General features: G+C 71.8%; 11 protein-coding genes and 1 pseudogene. 4 read left to right on the top strand and 8 right to left on the bottom strand.

The window, feature by feature from the left end; genetic code table 11:
* The first annotated feature begins 1 nt into the window (after position 1).
* Genes pcaG through pcaDC form a run of 3 tightly spaced genes read left to right on the top strand, consistent with a single transcriptional unit; the run spans position 2 to position 3,059 of the window.
* Complete coding sequence (gene pcaG, locus CP978_RS28770) at positions 2–607, top strand: protocatechuate 3,4-dioxygenase subunit alpha (protein WP_043445574.1); 606 nt, start codon at positions 2–4, stop codon at positions 605–607.
* Positions 604–1,935 (top strand): 3-carboxy-cis,cis-muconate cycloisomerase, encoded by a 1,332-nt coding sequence (gene pcaB, locus CP978_RS28765; RefSeq protein ID WP_043445571.1) that lies wholly within the window; start codon positions 604–606, stop codon positions 1,933–1,935. The genes pcaG and pcaB overlap by 4 nt, the downstream gene beginning before the upstream one ends.
* Complete coding sequence (gene pcaDC, locus CP978_RS28760) at positions 1,932–3,059, top strand: bifunctional 3-oxoadipate enol-lactonase/4-carboxymuconolactone decarboxylase PcaDC (RefSeq protein WP_043445568.1); 1,128 nt, start codon at positions 1,932–1,934, stop codon at positions 3,057–3,059. The genes pcaB and pcaDC overlap by 4 nt, the downstream gene beginning before the upstream one ends.
* Positions 3,060–3,358: 299 nt before the next feature.
* Here pcaDC and CP978_RS28755 read toward each other — a convergent pair.
* Positions 3,359–6,044, bottom strand: a pseudogene (locus CP978_RS28755) (ATP-binding protein).
* A gap of 260 nt (positions 6,045–6,304) precedes the next feature.
* Complete coding sequence (locus CP978_RS28750; protein WP_043445566.1) at positions 6,305–6,919, bottom strand: TetR-like C-terminal domain-containing protein; 615 nt, start codon at positions 6,917–6,919, stop codon at positions 6,305–6,307.
* A 353-nt stretch (positions 6,920–7,272) separates the two neighbouring features.
* Between CP978_RS28750 and CP978_RS28745 the strand changes: the two genes are divergently transcribed.
* The gene (locus CP978_RS28745; RefSeq protein ID WP_043445563.1) at positions 7,273–8,253 is read left to right on the top strand and encodes a DMT family transporter; all 981 of its coding nucleotides are present in this window, start codon (positions 7,273–7,275) and stop codon (positions 8,251–8,253) included.
* 83 nt (positions 8,254–8,336) lie between these two features.
* Here the strand turns inward: CP978_RS28745 and CP978_RS28740 are convergent, their stop codons facing one another.
* From CP978_RS28740 to CP978_RS28715, 6 genes are all read right to left on the bottom strand, one after another.
* On the bottom strand, positions 8,337–9,194 hold the full coding sequence (locus CP978_RS28740) for an LURP-one-related family protein (RefSeq protein WP_150478331.1): 858 nt from the start codon (positions 9,192–9,194) through the stop codon (positions 8,337–8,339).
* 181 nt (positions 9,195–9,375) lie between these two features.
* Positions 9,376–11,544 carry a discoidin domain-containing protein gene (locus tag CP978_RS28735; protein ID WP_043445560.1) on the bottom strand — a complete coding sequence of 723 codons (2,169 nt, stop codon included), beginning with the start codon at positions 11,542–11,544 and terminating at the stop codon, positions 9,376–9,378.
* A gap of 54 nt (positions 11,545–11,598) precedes the next feature.
* Positions 11,599–13,230: a glycoside hydrolase family 13 protein gene (locus CP978_RS28730; RefSeq protein WP_043445557.1), complete on the bottom strand. Its 1,632-nt coding sequence runs from the start codon at positions 13,228–13,230 to the stop codon at positions 11,599–11,601.
* Positions 13,231–13,262: 32 nt separating this feature from the next.
* On the bottom strand, positions 13,263–14,141 hold the full coding sequence (locus CP978_RS28725) for a carbohydrate ABC transporter permease (RefSeq protein ID WP_043445554.1): 879 nt from the start codon (positions 14,139–14,141) through the stop codon (positions 13,263–13,265).
* Positions 14,138–15,091 (bottom strand): carbohydrate ABC transporter permease, encoded by a 954-nt coding sequence (locus CP978_RS28720; protein WP_043445552.1) that lies wholly within the window; start codon positions 15,089–15,091, stop codon positions 14,138–14,140. Before CP978_RS28720 ends, CP978_RS28725 begins: the two co-directional genes overlap by 4 nt.
* Positions 15,092–15,117: 26 nt before the next feature.
* The gene (locus CP978_RS28715; protein ID WP_043445550.1) at positions 15,118–16,458 is read right to left on the bottom strand and encodes an ABC transporter substrate-binding protein; all 1,341 of its coding nucleotides are present in this window, start codon (positions 16,456–16,458) and stop codon (positions 15,118–15,120) included.
* Positions 16,459–16,518 lie beyond the last annotated feature (60 nt).

Genomic DNA, 16,518 nt, shown 5'->3' with positions numbered 1-16,518 from the left:
CATGACGAAGATCGACGCCGGCTCGCCGGAGAGCGTGCTCCCCACCCCGTCGCACACGGTCGGCCCCTTCTACGGCTATGCGCTGCCCTTCCCCGGCGGCGGTGAGATCGCCCCGGTCGGCCACCCGGACACGATCACCCTCCAGGGACATGTCCGCGACGGCGAGGGCAACCCGCTGCCGGACGCCTTTCTGGAGCTGTGGGGCCCGGATCCGGACGGCACGCTGCCGCAGGTCGACGGCTCGATGCGCCGTGACCCCGCGACCGGCGGCCATCTGGGCCGCAACGGCGTGCAGTTCACGGGCTGGGGACGCGTCCAGACGGACGCCGACGGCCACTGGTACGCCCGCACGCTGCGGCCCGGTGCGCGTGGGCACAGCGCCCCGTACCTCAGTGTGTGCGTGTTCGCGCGGGGCCTGCTGGTGCATCTCTTCACCCGGATCTATCTGCCGGACGACGCCTCGGCCCTCGCCTCGGACCCGCTGCTCGCCCGGCTGGACGAGCAGCGCCGTGGCACGCTGATCGCCGCCGCGGAGGGGAACGGCACGTACCGTTTCGACATACGTCTTCAGGGCGAAGGCGAGACGGTCTTTCTGGAGTTCCGGTGACATCAGACCCGTCCGACACCGGTCTGCTCTCCCCCGGGTGGGCCGACTCCCCCGCCGCGTCGGCGACCGGCGACACCGCGTATCTGCGGGCGCTGCTCGACGCGGAGGCCGCGCTGACCCGGGCCCAGGCCGCACAGGGGCTGGCGCCGGGGGCGGCGGCGAGGGCGGTCACCGAGGCCGCCCGGCCGGACCGCTTCGACGTACGTTCCCTGGCCCGGCGCGCCCGCGAGGGCGGAAACCCCGTCATCCCGCTGGTCGCCGATCTGACCGCGGCGGTGGGCGCCGACCACGGGCCCTACGTCCACCGGGGCGCGACCAGCCAGGACATCCTGGACACCGCGACGATGCTGGTCGCCGCGCGCACCCTGGACCTGGTCCTGGCCGATCTGGAGGCGGCGCAGCGGGCACTGGCCCGGCTCGCCGCGGGCCACCGGGACACCGTCGTACCCGGCCGGACGCTCACCCAGCACGCGGTGCCGACGACCTTCGGGCTGAAGGCGGCCGGCTGGCGGTCCCTGGTGCTGGACGCCCGGGACCGGGTACGGGCGGTCCGCGACCTGCTGCCCGTCCAACTGGGCGGCGCGGCAGGGACCCTGGCCGCGTTCATGGCGTACGGCGCGGAGGACCCGCGGGCCCTCGTGGCCGCATACGCGGGTGAACTGGGGCTCAGGGAGCCCGAGTCGCCCTGGCACAGTCTGCGCACCCCGATCGCGGATCTGGCGGGCGCGCTCGCCTTCACGGCCGGGGCGCTGGGGAAGGCGGCCGTGGATGTCCTGACCCTGTCCCGCACGGAGATCGCCGAGGTCGCCGAGGGCGCGAGCGGGGGCTCCTCGGCGATGCCGCACAAGGCGAACCCGGTACGGGCGACACTGATCGCGGCGGCCGCCCGGCAGGCCCCGCAGCTGGCCGCCGTCCTGTACGGGGCGCTGGTGGCCGAGGACGAACGCCCCGCCGGCGCCTGGCACGCCGAGTGGGAGCCGCTGCGCGCGCTGCTGAGGCTGGTCGGCGGCGCCACGCGGGACGCGGTGGAACTGGCCGAGGGGCTCCGGGTACGGTCCGACGCGATGCGGCACCACCTCGCCCTCACCCATGGTCTGATCGTCTCCGAGCGGCTGGCGGCCGAGCTGACGCCCCTGCTGGGCCGCGCCCGGGCCGGGGAACTGCTCACCGAGGTCGCCCTGCGGGCCCGTACCGAGGGCCGGAGCCTCGCCGAACTCCTGTCCGAGGAGCCCCGGTTGCGGGACCTCGACCTCGTCGCCCTCACCGATCCGACCCGTTACACCGGCTTCGCCGGACCGCTCACCGACCGTGCTCTGGAGCGCTCGTGACCGACAGGCTGCTGCACCATCGCACCGAGGGCTCGCCCTCCGCTCCCCCGCTGCTCCTCGGACCGTCGCTCGGCACCTCGTACGCCCTGTGGGACGCGGTGGCGCCCGAGTTGTCCGCGAGCCACCGGGTGATCCGCTGGGACCTCCCGGGCCATGGCGGTTCGGCCGCGGACCTCATCGCTCCCGGGGCGACGGTCGCCGATCTGGCCGCGCTGGTGCTGGCGCTCGCGGACGCGCTGGGCGTGGAACGGTTCGCCTACGCCGGGGTGTCCCTGGGCGGCGCGGTGGGACTCCAACTGGCCGTGGATCATCCCGAGCGGCTCTCCTCGCTGGCCGTCATCTGCTCGTCCGCGCACTTCAACGGGGCCCGGCCCTGGGAGGAGCGGGCCGCTCTGGTGCGCCGGGAGGGGCTCGGGGCCGTCGCGGCGACCGCCGAGGACCGCTGGTTCACGGCCGGGTTCACGGTGCCGCGGCTGGTGCGGGACCACCGGGAGGCGGACCCCGCCGCCTATGCCGCCTGCTGCGATGCGCTGGCCGCGTTCGACCTCCGTGACCGGCTGCCGTCGATCGGCGTCCCGACCCTGCTGATCGCGGGCCGTGAGGATCCGGCGACGCCTCCCGCGCATCTGCGGGAGATCGCCGACGCGGTGCCCGGCTCCGCGCTGGCCGAGATCCCGGGTGCCTCACATCTGGCGCCCGCGCAGTGCCCGGAGGCCGTCCTGGCGGCGCTGCGGACCCAGCTGTCGGGTGCCCCCGGGCGCGGTATGGAGGTCCGCAGGGCGGTCCTCGGCGATCCGCATGTGGACCGGGCGCAGGCGCGTCAGACCCCCTTCACCGCCCGCTTCCAGGACTTCATCTCCCGCTATGCCTGGGGCGAGATCTGGACCGACCCGACGCTCTCGCGCCGCGAGCGCAGCCTGATCACCCTGACGGCGCTGGTCGCGCACGGTCATCTCGACGAGTTGGCCCTGCATGTCCGTGCGGCCCGGCGCAATGGACTGACGCCGGAGGAGATCGGCGCGGTACTGCTGCAGACGGCCGTCTACTGCGGAGTGCCCGCGGCCAACGCGGCGTTCACGGTGGCGCAGCGGGTGCTGGCGGAGGAGGACTCCGCCGGGGGGTGATCTGGACCGGCGGTCGCGTCCGGCGCACCGTATCGTCGCCGCCACCGCCCGGCCGACGGGTACGTCTCCGGGGTGCGGGCCCGGCGCCCCGTGCCGCTCGGTCTCCGCGCCCTCGGTTCCGGCGCGGCCGCTTCGGACCGCGTCTTCGGGCGGTACGGCCGCATTCCCCGGCCGTGTCGGCCACGCGTCGCGGTCGTGTCGTACGCCCGCATGCCCCGGTCGTACGCCCGCACGAACTTCCGTACGACCGGGACATGCGGCCGGGTCCGGAGTCGGTCCCGATCGGCTGCCCCGGGGTGTCAGTGCGGCGCGCTGGTCTGCTCCAGAGCCTGCTGGGCACGGACCGCAAGACCGTCCGCCCCGCACGAACGTGCCAGCGTCAGGCCCCGTTTCAGCTCCGGCACGGACTTCGCGGCGGTGCCGTGTTCGACTCGGGCCGCCGCATGCTCATAGGCGCAGGGCGAGGATTCCAGATAGGTCACCGCCCGGGCGTACATCGTGGTGGCGCGGCGGCCCGTCTCCAGAGCGGCGGCCACCCGCAGGGCCTCGCCGATCGCCGTGTCGGTGCCCAGGAGTTCGGCCTGCCGGCGGGCGGTGCCGGCCAGTTCGGCGGCGCGCCGGGGATCGGTGTCGGCCAGTGCGCGGGCGAGGTCACCGGCCCAGGGCGCCAGCACGGTGTTGTGTCCGCGTCCGGCGGACGCCTTCTCGGCGGCCTCCAGTTCACTGATGCCCTCCTCGGTTCGGCCGACGGCGATCAGCAGCCGGCCGCGCACCGAACGGATGTCGGGCAGCACGATCGTGGTGGGGTACGGCGGTGCGAATCCGTAGCGTTCGGCCGTCGCCCACGCCTCCTCGGCATGCCCGCGGGCGAGCAGGGTGTCGATGAGCCCGCAGGTCGCGGACCAGTACAGGGGAAGCCCACGGCCGACCCGCTCGGCGAGGCGCAAGGAGGCGCGCAGGGAGGTCTCCGCCTCGACGAGGCGGCCCCGTCTGCGGTGTCCGAGGCCGACATAGGCATGGGCCAGGGCGAGATGGCCGCCGCTCCAGCCGGAGGACTCATAGGTGCGCAGGGCCTCGGTGAACAGGCTCTCGGCCCGGTCGAGACGGTCGGTGTACGCATAGGCGCTGCCGAGCATCAGCAGCAGCTCGATGCCCCACTCGGTGTCGGTCCAGCCGAGTCCGGGCGCGAGGCGGCCGTTGACCAGGGCACGGTCGCACAGCTCCACGACCTCCTCGGCGCTCTCCCCATGGGTCATGGCGTCGAAGCCGCGCAGGATGAGCAGCGCGCGTTCGGAGTTGTTCCGGCCGGTGCAGGTGCGGGCGATCTCGGCCAGTTCCCGGGAGCGGGCCGGGGTGTTCTCGTCGGCCGCGTGGACGGCCTCCCACATGTAGTGCACGGCTTGCAGGCGCATCCGTGAGGGGCCGGGTCCGAGCCGGGCGGCCTCCGCGACGACGGTGCGGATCGCCTCGTCCAACTGGTCGTTGTGCAGCTGGGCCTGGGAGAGGCGGTAGACGGCGCTCACCCGGTCGTCGCCGTCCAGGCCGGGCAGGGCGAGTGCCGCCTGGAGGTAGTCGATGGTGGTGGCGGGCGAGGTCAGCAGGGTGGCGCAGCCCAGTTCGTAGAGCACATGGGGATGGACCTCGGGCAGCGGCGGCTCCAGCAGGGCACGCTTCAGACAGCGGCGGGCCGCCTCGGGCGCGCCGACGGCGAGGTGTTCGCGGGCGGCGGCGCGCATCTGCTGGACGAGTTCCGCGTCGTCGTCCGGGTGCACCTCCAGGAGGTGGCGGGAGGCGGCGGCCGGGCCGCGTCCGGAGTCGGTGACGACCTGCGCGGCGATGCCGTGCATCGCGGTGCACAGTCCGGGAGGGATCGAGCGGTAGACGGCGCTGGCGATCAGGGGGTGCACGAACTCCAGCTCCCCGTCGCCCGGCCGACGCTCCTTCGGGTCGGGCCGGGAGAGGATACGGGCCGCGCCGAGGAGTTCGGCGCAGCGCTCCGCCTCGTCCAGGGGCATGGTGGCGAGGCGGGCCACCAGGGGGACCGTGATGCCGGTGCCGAGGATGGCGGCCGCCCAGGCGAACCGGGTGGCCTCGATGCCGAGTCCTTCGAGGCGGGCGACCAGGCCGTTGCCGCGGGAGGAGCGGTTCAGGGCGCGCAGTTCGGTGGCGGACGCCTCGACCGGTTGGAGCTGGCTGTCCTGCACCTTGGCGAGGAGTTCCACGGTCTCGTAGGGGTTGCCGCCGGTCACGGCCCACACCTCGCGGCAGAACGGGGCATCCGCGTGCCCGCCGACCGTGGCCCGGGTGAGCCCGGCGGCGGCATCGGGGGTGAGCGCGCTCAGGACGGTGACGGGGCGTCGGGAGGCCCCGACGACGGTGTCGAGGTGGCGGGCGCTCTCGCCGCCGGCCTCGCCGGTGCGCAGGGCGACCACGACCAGCACCCGGAACTCGTCCAGCCGTTCACAGAACGATGCCAGCCAGTGCAGGGTCTCCTGGTCCGCCCAGTGCGCGTCGTCGACGATCAGGACCAGCGGCCACTCCAGTTTGGCGAGCCGGGAGGCGGCCTCGACCAGACCGTCGCACACACCCTGTGGGTCGGCCTGCCCCGCACCGGGTTCGGTGAACGCCGAGGGCGGGGCCCGCGATCTCGTACGCGTCGCCCAGGTAGCCGCGTGCCTCCTCCGGCTCGAGACCGAGCAGTCCGGGCTTGAGCAGCTGCCGTACGACATGGAAGGGGACGGAGGTGACGGTCTCGCCGCCCCGTGCCGACCAGACCGTGCATCCTCGGCGCTCCGCGATGCGGCGTGTCTCGGCGAGCAGGGCGGTCTTGCCGATACCGGCCTCCCCGCCGAACACCAGCAGGTTCCCCGATCCGGTGGGCGCACCGTCATGGCGCAGGGCGTCGACCGCCTCGGTGACGACGGCGAGTTCCGCGTCGCGTTCCCACAGGGAAGCCGCCGCCGCGCCGGGCCGTGCCTCCGTCATCCCGGTACCTCCCCAGGTAGCCCAAACGACGTACAGGCCTTGAGCGTAGTCGCCCTCGCGCCCCGGCGGAGGAAGGTCGGAGCACCTGTTCCCTTCATGGGTGACGCGGATCGTCCGGCGGTGTCGGCAGGGCGGCCGGGCGGGACCCTCCTCCGTTCAGGAGGGAACCCCACCCGGCCGAGGGTGCGCGCCGCCCCCGTCCCCACGGTGCGGCGCATACAGGCCGGCGTCCGGTCATCTCGTGGACGGCGACCTGGGTCTCATCTCAGTCCGAGCATCGGCAGCAGCACCGCGTCCACGAAGCGTGCGAGGTACTCCTCGTCCGCGTACCGCCCCTCCAGGACGGGGTGGACCCGCACGACGCCCAGCAGTTGTGCCGGGACGTACTCCAGCGCCGGGTGGTCGGCGGGCACCTCCCCGCGCTCCACACCGCGCCGGACGATCGCCTTGAGCGCCTCGACCTCGGGCTCGACCAGGGCCTCGCGCAGCGCCCGCGCCAGTTCCTGGTCCTGCATCATGGCATGCCCCAGGGCCTGGAGCAGCCCGGTGTCCCGGCCAGACCGCTCGGCGGCCACCCGCGCCGCGGCGCGCAGGTCCTCGGCGAGCGAGCCGGTGTCGATCCCCGCGAACCGCACACAGCGATGGGACCTGAGCGCCGCGGCCACGAACCGGGGCTTGGTCTTCCACTGCCGGTAGAGCGTCGACTTGCTGCAGCGGGTGCTGGCGGCGACGCCTTCCATGGTGACCGCGTCATAGCCGCACTCACGGATCTGGTCGAGAACCGTGTCGAAGAACTCCTGCTCGCGCTCGGGCGTGAGCTTGGAGCGGCGCGAGGCGACAACCGTCTCCGGTGCGTCCGCTGCCTGCGACGTCATGGCTTCAGCTCCTCGGTCGTGGTCCGGGCCGCGTGGTCCGCTTCACACCAGTCTATCGATACGCCAGTGTACCGGTACGGGGTCGTATCGGTACACTGGCGTATCGATGAGACGTGGACAGGACCCGGTCGTATGTCGAGCGGACCCCGTTCCCGGCCCACCGCACACCACCCCGCACACGCACCGTCAGCAAAGGGGCCGGGGATGGATTCCCGCACCGAGCCCGAGCGAGGCAGCGAGCCTCGAGGAGAAGGGGCGACCGCGATACGCCGGCCGCCCCTCGCCCGCGCCGTCCCACCACCGTCCCTGCCGACGGGAGGGGCCGACCGCTCCGGCCCGCCGGGAGCCGGCCGATGAGTGCCACGGTCCTCGCCGTCGTCCTGTGCCTCTTCTCCGCCGTCGCCTATGCGGCGGCCGCGGTGGCCCAGGAGCGGCTGGCCGCCCGCACCGCGGGCACCGGTCTGCTGCGTCTGCTCACCCGGGGCGCCTGGTGGTGGTCGGTGGTGCTGAACGCCTCCGCCGCGCTGCTGCATGTCGCGGCCCTCAAGTTCGGACCGCTGACCCTGGTCCAGCCGCTCGGTGCCCTCACCCTGGTGGCCGCGGTGCCGTTGGGGGCGCGGGCGGCGGGACGCCGGGTCAGCCCCGTGGAGTGGCGGGGCACCGGCCTCACCCTGATGGGGCTGAGCGCACTGCTGGTGACGGCGTCCGGGCCCGAGCCCGACGATGTGCTGAGCCTGCCGGAGGCGCTGGCCGTGGCCGGTGCGACCGCCTCCCTGATAGGGCTGCTGTCGCTGCCCCGGTCCCGCACGGCGGGGGGAGCGTCGACGGGCGCCCGCCCCGGGCTGCGGCACGCGACCGCCTCCGGCTTCGCGTCCGGTGTCGCCTCGGCGCTCACCCAGACGGTGACGGTGGCGGCGACGGACCGCTCGGGACCGGTGCTCAGTGCGCAGGTCGTGGTGGTGGCTCTGCTGGTGGCGGCGTTCGCGATGGGTGGTCTGCTGCTGTCGCAGACGGCGTACCGGGGCGGCCTCGGCGCGCCGCTCGCGGTGGTGACCCTCGCCAATCCGGTCGCCGCGGGGGTGATCGGCCTCTCGCTGCTGGGCGAACGCCTCCAGGGCGGTGCGGCCGGTCTGCTTCTCGCGGTGGCGGGTGCGGGGCTGGCGTCCTGGGGTGTGGTGACGCTGTCCCGGCCGGTGTCCGGTCCGGCCGCGGAGGACGACCGCACGGTCGCGGCGCTGTCGGGGCCGGTGCCCCGGGGGGCGGGTGTCCTTCCGGAGTTCCCGCTGCTGCCCCCGCAGCCGCCCGCGCCCTCGGAGCACCTCACCGCGCGGTGAGACGGTGAGAAGACGAACGGCGGTCGGCAGGTGTGCGCACCTGCCGACCGCCGTTCACGGTCCCGGCGGAACCGGGGCGGGGCTCAGCCGAGGCCCCGCGAGTCCTGCTTGAGGGCCGTGTCCACGGTCAGCGCCGTGGCCACCACCAGGCTCAGCAGCGGCTCGGGCAGCTGGAAGTGGATCTGCAGCACATAGTTGTCGGCGGTCGTGAACATCGTCTTCGCCAGGCCCTCCCAGGTCTTGGTGATCCGGGCGACCTCGTTCTCGTTGTGGTCGACGATCGCGAAGTTCCAGGCGCGCCAGTTCTCCGCCTTGATCGCGCCGACCTTCTGGCCGTTCACGATCATGGCGAAGTTGATCTTGCCGATCATGTTCTCCTGGACGATCTCGCCCACGGGGCCGCCGTCCGGACGCGTCACGATCACCCGCGACTTGAAGAACTTCGCGGGCCGGGTCAGCATCAGCTGGGGCTGACCGTGGGCGTCACGGATCTCCAGCCGGTGCGTCAGGAACTGGTCGATGCTGGAGACGAAGCGCAGCACCTTCCGCAGCACGCTCTGCCCGACCTCGGTGACCGAGCCGAGCTGGCTGCCGTTCTGGTCGAAGACGCTGTACTCGTTCGTCAGCTCGATCAGCTTGGCCTTCTGGTTGACGACCAGGACCGGTTCGGTGAACAGGGTGCCGCCGCCCGCGCCGCTCGGGGCGACCCCGGCCTGCTGCTGCACCTGGCGCTGAACGCGCGGGTCGGGGGCCGGGGCCTGCTGGGCGTATGCCTGCTGCGGGCCGCCCGCCGGCGGCTGGGGCACCTGGGCGGGGGGCCGGCCCTGCTGTTCCGCATGGGTGTGCTCGGTCCACCGGGTGCCGTCCCAGTAGCGCAGGGTCTGAGGCGCCCCGTGCGGATCCGGGTACCAGCCTGCAAGAGTGTTCGATTGCGATGTCACCGGGGCACACTACCCCGCTCGTACCGGTATCTGACTAGTGCCTTCGTTGGGGGATTCGTCGCCCATGACCGACCGTTCCGGCGGGGCGGCGGCGGGAACGCGCCCCGCGCGCTCCACCGGGCCCGGGGTCCCCTGTGCGGCAGCGGATCCGGGCGGTGGAGCGCGGGGGCCCTTCAGGAGGTCACGACAGGTAGGCCTCCACCTCGCTGAACTGTGCCGCGGGCCACGCGGTGTTGGCGGTCACGGAGAGCCGCAGATAGCGCAGGCCGGCGCCGCTCGGCAGGGAGACGGTCACCGTGTTGCCGGACGCCGGGTCGAAGCGGTAGCCCTGGGAGCCGACCACCGTGCTGTATCCCGAGCCGTCCGTACTGCCCAGCACGGACAGGGTCTGGGTGCGTGCCTCCCAGGCCGCGAGCGGGGGCAGCTTCAGCACCAGCCGGCGGACGTTCTGCGTCGATCCGAGATCGACCGTCAGGGACTGCGGGAAGGCGTTGTTGGTGGACTCCCAGTAGCTGCCGGCGTCCCCGTCGACCGCCTTGCCGGGGGTGTAGACGTCCTGGGAGCCGGTGGCGGTGGCCGGACGGCCCTTGGCGAGGTTGCGGCCCGGGTCCGGGTCCGTGTTGCCCTGGCCGGGCTGCGGCCAGGCCGAGCAGTCCGACCAGGTGCTGTTCCAGCCGGAGTTGCCGCCGCCGTCGGTGAGGTTGAAGCCGCCCGAGCCGGAGGGGTAGGGGCAGTTGTAGATGCCCGCCGCGCCGACCCTGGTGGCCTGGACGTTGCTGAACTTCACCGTGCCCGGTGTCTCGGCCTGCACCACCACCGTGCCGGTGTTGGTCACGGTGGCGCCACTCACGGTGACGTTGTTGGTGGCGTAACCCCGCCCGCCGCCGGAGACGAACTCGAAGGCGCTGTAGGGGCTGTCGGTGATCGTGGTGTTGGTGATGTTCACGGTGGCGTTGACGGCGCTGTCGTAGGAGTCGACGCGCAGGGCACCCATGGGGTGGTTCCAGTTGGGGTTGACGGCGCCGGTGCGGACGAGCGTGTTGCCGTCGACCGTGATGGTGCCGGACAGCGGGGAGAAGGGGTCGAGGAACTTCTGGTTGGAGATGGCGATACCGCTGCCGAGGGCGTTGGTGTCGGAGATCAGGTTGTTCTTGACCGTGATGTCGGTGCCGCCGTAGATCGCGATGCCGTTGGCGAGGTTCGGCTGCGAGATGGTGTTGTTCTCGAAGCTGCTGTTGGTGTCGGGTCCGTACAGCGACCACATGGCGAGTGAGTCGTCGCCCTGGTTGCGCAGGAAGTTGTTGCGGACCCGGACGCCCTTGGCGGTGCCGTTGAGGTTGAGGCCGTCGGCGGTGGTGTCAAGGATGCGGTTGTTCTCCACGACCAGGTTGTCGTTGTTCCCCATCAGCCACAGGCCGACCTTGAGGTGCTGGATCCACATGCCAGAGACGGAGGAGTTCGGGCCCAGCGCGCCGTTGACGAAGTTGTCGGGGCTGGAGTCGACCCGCTCGGTGACCTCGCCGACGACCGCGAAGTCCTTGATGTGGACGTTGCCCGACGAGCCGGACTGGTCGATGAAGTGGGAGCTGTGCACCACCGAGTACCAGCTGCCGGCGCCCTGGAGGGTGACGTTCTGGACCCCGCTGAGGGCGGAGCCGATCCGGTAGTCGCCCGGCGGGATCCAGACCACTCCGCCCTGGGCCGCGGCGATGGCGTCCCGGAAGGCCTGGGTGGAGTCGGCCGCGCCGCTCGGGTCGGCGCCCCTGGAGGTGACCGAGACCGATCCGGCGGGCTGGCTCGCCGCGCCCGCGATCTGCTCGAAGTCGGCCACGTCCACGGTCACCTGGACGTTGGTGGCGACCAGGGCGACCGTGTCGCCGGGCCCTACGGTGCGGCCGAGCTGGATCCGGGCGTTGTCGTAGAAGTGGTGGGTCTTGGCGCCGGCGATCCAGCCGGTGTCGACATAGGAGTACTTGGAGGTGACCGGCAGGGTCGTGGCGAGCCTGCTGCCGTTGACATAGACGTCCAGCGAGCCGGACTGGCCGTCCGGGACGCTGTAGGAGACCGTCAGGGCGTTGGCGGCGCGCGGCACGCCGAACTCCACGCGCTGCCCGGCGGCGAGCCGTACGGCCTGGCGTCCGGAGGCCTCCGAGGCCAGGGTGCCCTGGGTGTAGTCCGGGCCGATCCGGGTGCCGGTGGTGGTGGCGGACTCCGCCTCCACCGAGGTGAGGGGGAGGCCGGCGCCCGCGGCGGCGTGCGCCGAGGGCGCCAGGGTGACGAGCGTGCCGGCGGCCAGGGCGACGGCCGTGGCCAGTGCCGGGAGGCGCCTGACCGATCTGGTGCTGTGCATGTGCTGATCCCTTCGTGGTGGGGGTACGGGACAGCGGGACACGGCGGCCGGTGCTCAGCGGCGGAGCCAGACCGCCGTGTCCCTCGGCAGCCGCCCCCGGGGATCCAGGGGGCCGCTGCCGAGCAGAAGGGCGGTGTGCGCGGGCAGTTCGGCGGGGGCCTCGGCGAGGTTCACCACACAGACCGGTCCGCCCGGCGCACGGCTGAACGCGAGGACTCCCTCGGGCGCGGGCAGCCAGGTCAGGGGGCCGTCGCCGAGCACGGGGCGCAGCCGCAGCGCCTCGCGGTAGAGGGAGAGCATCGAGTCCGGGTCCGCCGACTGCACATCGGCGGCGTACGCCTGCCAGTCGGCGGGCTGGGGCAGCCAGGGCTCCCCCCTCGATCCGAACCCGGCGTGGGGCGCGTCGGCCACCCAGGGCAGAGGCACCCGGCAGCCGTCACGGCCCGGGTCGGTGCCCTGGGAGCGGAAGTGCATGGGGTCCTGGATGCGGTCGAGGGGTATCTCCGCCTCGGGCAGGCCGAGTTCCTCGCCCTGGTAGAGATAGACGGAGCCGGGGAGGGCGAGCGACAGCAGGGCCGCGGCCCGGGCCCGCCGGGTGCCGAGGGCGAGGTCGGTGGGGGTGCCGAAGGCCTTGGTGGCGAAGTCGAAACCGGTGTCTACCCGGCCGTACCGGGTGACCGTGCGGGTCACATCGTGGTTGCACAGCACCCAGGTGGCGGGGGCGCCGACGGGCGCGTGCTCGGCGAGGGTGCCGTCGATCGCCGTACGCAGCCGGTCGGCGTCCCAGGGGCAGGACAGAAAGGCGAAGTTGAAGGCCGTGTGCAGTTCGTCGGGGCGCAGATAGCGGGCGAAGCGTTCGCTGTCGGGGAGCCAGACCTCGCCGACGAAGACGCCGTCGTACTCGTCGGCGATGGTGCGCCAGGAGCGGTAGATGTCGTGCAGTTCGTCGCGGTCCACATAGGGGTGCGGGTCGCGGCCCTCGACGAAGTCCGGCAGCTCCGGGTCCTTGGCGGGCAGGGCCGCCGAGTCGATGCGCACCCCGGCCACCCCGCGCTCGAACCAGAACCGCAGTACGTCCTCGTGCTCCTTGCGGACCGTCGGGTGGGCCCAGTTGAGGTCGGGCTGCTCGGGGGCGAAGAGATGGAGGTACCACTCGCCGTCGTCCAGTCGGGACCACGCGGGGCCGCCGAACTCGGACTTCCAGTCGTTCGGGGGGAGTTCGCCGTCCGGCCCGCGTCCGGGCCTGAAGTGGAACAGCTCCCGCTCGGGGCCGCCGGACCGGGCCGCGCGGAACCAGGGGTGCTGGTCCGAGACATGGTTGGGCACGATGTCGACGATGGCGCGGATGCCCGCCTCCCGTGCCTCCGCGATCAGTTTCTCGGCGTCCTCGAGGGTGCCGAAGGCGGGGTCGATGGCGCGGTAGTCGGTGACGTCATAGCCGCCGTCCTTCATCGGCGAGAGGTACCAGGGGCTGAACCAGAGGGCTTCCACGCCGAGTTCGGCGAGGTAGGGAAGTCTGGCGCGGACGCCCGCGAGATCGCCGGTGCCGTCGCCGTCGCCGTCCGCGAAGCTGCGGACGTACACCTGGTAGATGACGGCGGTGCGCCACCAGTCCGGGGTGTGGGGGTGTCCTCCGGTCCGGGCGGGGCCGGGCGTCGGAGGGAGGGCGGGGGTGGGCTGTCCCACGGTGCGTGCCTTTCTGTGAGGGGAGGGCTGTGTCAGCCCTTGGTGCTGCCCGCGCTGATCCCGGCGATGATGTGCCGTTGGAAGACGAGGAACATCAGGACCATGGGGATGCTGGCGATCACCATCGAGGCGATCAGCACGGTCAGCGGGATGTTCTGCGACAACTGCACCAGCGCCACGCTGATCGGCTGTTTGTCGGTGTCGGAGAAGACCATCAGCGGCCACAGGAAGTCCTGCCACACCGCGACCAGTGCGAAGATCGACACCACCCCGAGGACCGGGCGGGACATCGGCAGCACGATGGACCACAGGGTGCGCAGCCGGCCGGCTCCGTCGATCTCGGCGGCCTCCAGCACGTCCCGGGGGATCTGGTCGAAGAACCGCTTGAGCAGATAGAGGTTGAAGGCGTTGGCGACGGCCGGCAGCCAGATGCCCAGCGGGTCGTTGAGCAGGCTGGTGTGGATCAGCGGGAGGTCGGCGACGGTCAGGTACTTGGGGACGACGAGCGCCTGGGCCGGGACCATCAGGGTGGCGAGGATGCCGCCGAGGACCACCCTGCCGAGGACCGGCTTGAGCTTGGACAGGGAGTAGGCGGCCGCGGTGCAGAACACCAGCTGGAGCAGCCAGGCACCGGCGGCCTGCACCACCGTGTTCCACAGATGGGTGGGCAGGTCCATCAGGTCCCAGGCGTCGGTGTAGCCGCCGAGATGCCAGTGGTGGGGGACCAGGGTGGGCGGGGTCCCTGCCACCTCGTCGGGTGACTTCATCGCGCCGGTGACCATCCAGTACACGGGGAACAGGAAGGCGAGCGCGAAGAGCAGCACGATGCCGGTGAACACGGTCCAGTAGACGGCCTTGCCGCGGGGGCGGGACAGGGTGAGCGGCGAGACCAGGGTGCGGGTACTGCTCATGAGTCCTCCCCCGCGGTGCGGGTCAGGCGCAGATAGAGCGCGGAGAAGGCGCTGAGCAGCACCAGGAGCATCACGCTCAGGGCGCAGGCGCCGCCGAAGTCGTTGTAGAGGAAGGCGTATTTGTAGATCAGGTAGAGGATGGTGACGGTGGCGTTCTCGGGGCCGCCGCCGGTGATCACAAAGGGCTCGGTGAACACCTGCATGGTGGCGATGATCTGAAGCAGCATCAACATCAGCACGACGAAGCGGGTCTGCGGGATCGTCACATGACGGATGCGCTGGAGCAGACCGGCGCCGTCGAGCTCGGCGGCCTCGTAGAGTTCCCCCGGGATGCCCTGGAGGGCGGCCAGATAGATGAGGACCGTTCCGCCCATGTTGGCCCAGGTGGCGACCAGGACCAGGGAGACCAGAGCGGTGTCGGCGCCGTTGGTCCAGTTCGAGGTGGGCAGGTGCAGCAGGCGCAGCGCCTCGTTGGCGAGGCCGGCGCCGGGGTCGTAGAACCACTTCCAGAGCAGTGCGCTCACCACCGGCGGGATCATCACCGGCAGATAGACCACGACCCGGAAGAACGCCTTGGCGTGCCGGAGTTCATTGAGGACCAGGGCCAGTACGAAGGGCACGGCGAAGCCGATGAGCAGCGCGAACAGGGTGAAGAGCAGGGTGTTGCGCCAGGCCGCGCCGAACTCGGGGTCGTGCAGCACCCGGGTGAAGTTGGCGGTGCCGACCCATTCGGGCGCGGAACCGGGTGTGTATTTCTGGAAGGCGATCACGACGGCGCGGATCGCCGGGTACCAGGAGAACAGGGCGAAGCAGAGCAGCCCGCCGAGCAGGAAGGCGTAGGCGCGCAGCTGGTCGGTGAGGCGGCGCCGTCCCCGGCCCGCCACCGGGGAGGGCGCGCGGTCGGGACCCTCGGCGGCCGTCTCGATCGGCCGGGCCGCGGCCTCGGTCATCGGTGTCACCCCCGGGGTCATCGGTGTCAGCCCCGGGCGAGGATGCCGTCGATCTTGCCCGAGGCGTCCTTGAGCAACTGGTCGATGTCGCCGTCCTTCTTGGTGAGGACCGCGGAGACCACGCCGTCGAGGACGGAGTAGATCTGCTGGGCGTGCGGCGGCTCGATCTTCAGCTCGAGCTGCTGGTTGCCGTCGAGGAACGCCTGGTAGTTCTCCACCGGGACGTTCGCGTTGGCCTGCTTGACCTTCTGGTCCTCGGCGTCGGCGGCGCCGGTGAACAGCCGCGGTTCGGGAAGGCCGACCGGGGAGTCGGTCTTCTTGGCGCGGGCGTAGTCGCCGAGGAAGCCCTTGCCGGGGGTGAGGAACATGTGGTCGAGCCACTTCAGCCCGGCCTTGATCTGCTCGGGGGTGGCCTTCTTGTTGAACATATAGCCGTCGCCGCCGATGAGCGTGCCCTTGCCGCCGGGCATGGGGGCGAGGGCGAGGTCCTTGTAGTCGCCGCCCTTCTCCTTGACCAGGATCGGGATGTTGTCGGGCGCGGAGAGATACATCCCGAGCTTGCCCGAACCCATCATCTGCTGGACGTCGTTGATGACAAGGAGCTGCTTGCTGCCCATGGAGTCGTCGTTCCAGCGCATGTCGTGCAGGTTCTGCAGGACGGCGTGGCCCTCGGGGGTGTCGACGGTGGCCTTCTTTCCGTCGGAGCTGACGACGTTCCCGCCCTGCGAGTAGAGCTCGGCGGTGAAGTGCCAGCCGCCCTGGTTCTGGGCGCTGTAGTCGGCGTAGCCGACGGTGCCGTCGCCCAGCGCGGCGATCTTCTTGGCGGCGGCGCGGACCTCGTCCCAGGTCGTCGGGGGCTTGTCGGGGTCGAGGCCGGCCTTCTGGAAGAGCGCGCGGTTGTAGATCAGGCCCATCGAGTAGCCGGTGCGCGGGATGCCGTAGATCTTGCCGTCGACCGTGTAGATGTCGCGGAGCTGCTGCTGGAGGGTGCCGTAGCTCCCCAGGTCCTTGACGTACGGGGTGAGGTCGGCGGCCTGGTTGATGTCCACGACATGCTGGGCATCGGTGAAGTACGTGTAGAACACGTCCTCCATCTGGCCGCCGGCGAGCTTGGCGTCGAAGGTCTTGGGGTCCTCGCAGGGGAACGCGTCATGGGCGACGACGTCGATGTCCGGGTTCTTCTTCTCGAAGGAGGCGATGTCCTGCTCGAAGAAGCCGCGGTCGACCTTTGCGCTCTTGGGCGGCATGCAGTTGACCGTGATGCGGGTCTTGCCACTGGCCGAATCGCCGTTCGAGCCGCAGGCGGTGAGGGCGAGTGAACAGGCGCTGAGTGTGACAAGGGTGCGGCGGAACCCGGTGCTTCTCATCGGTGGACCCCTTCGGACAGGAGCGGTGGGCGCCGCACACTCAAGCACCCACAGCATCGT

Source organism: Streptomyces nodosus (genome assembly GCF_008704995.1).
Classification (GTDB): Bacteria; Actinomycetota; Actinomycetes; order Streptomycetales; family Streptomycetaceae; genus Streptomyces; species Streptomyces nodosus.
The sequence above is the reverse complement of the archived record's forward strand: the minus strand, read 5'-3'. Positions and strand labels throughout refer to the sequence as shown.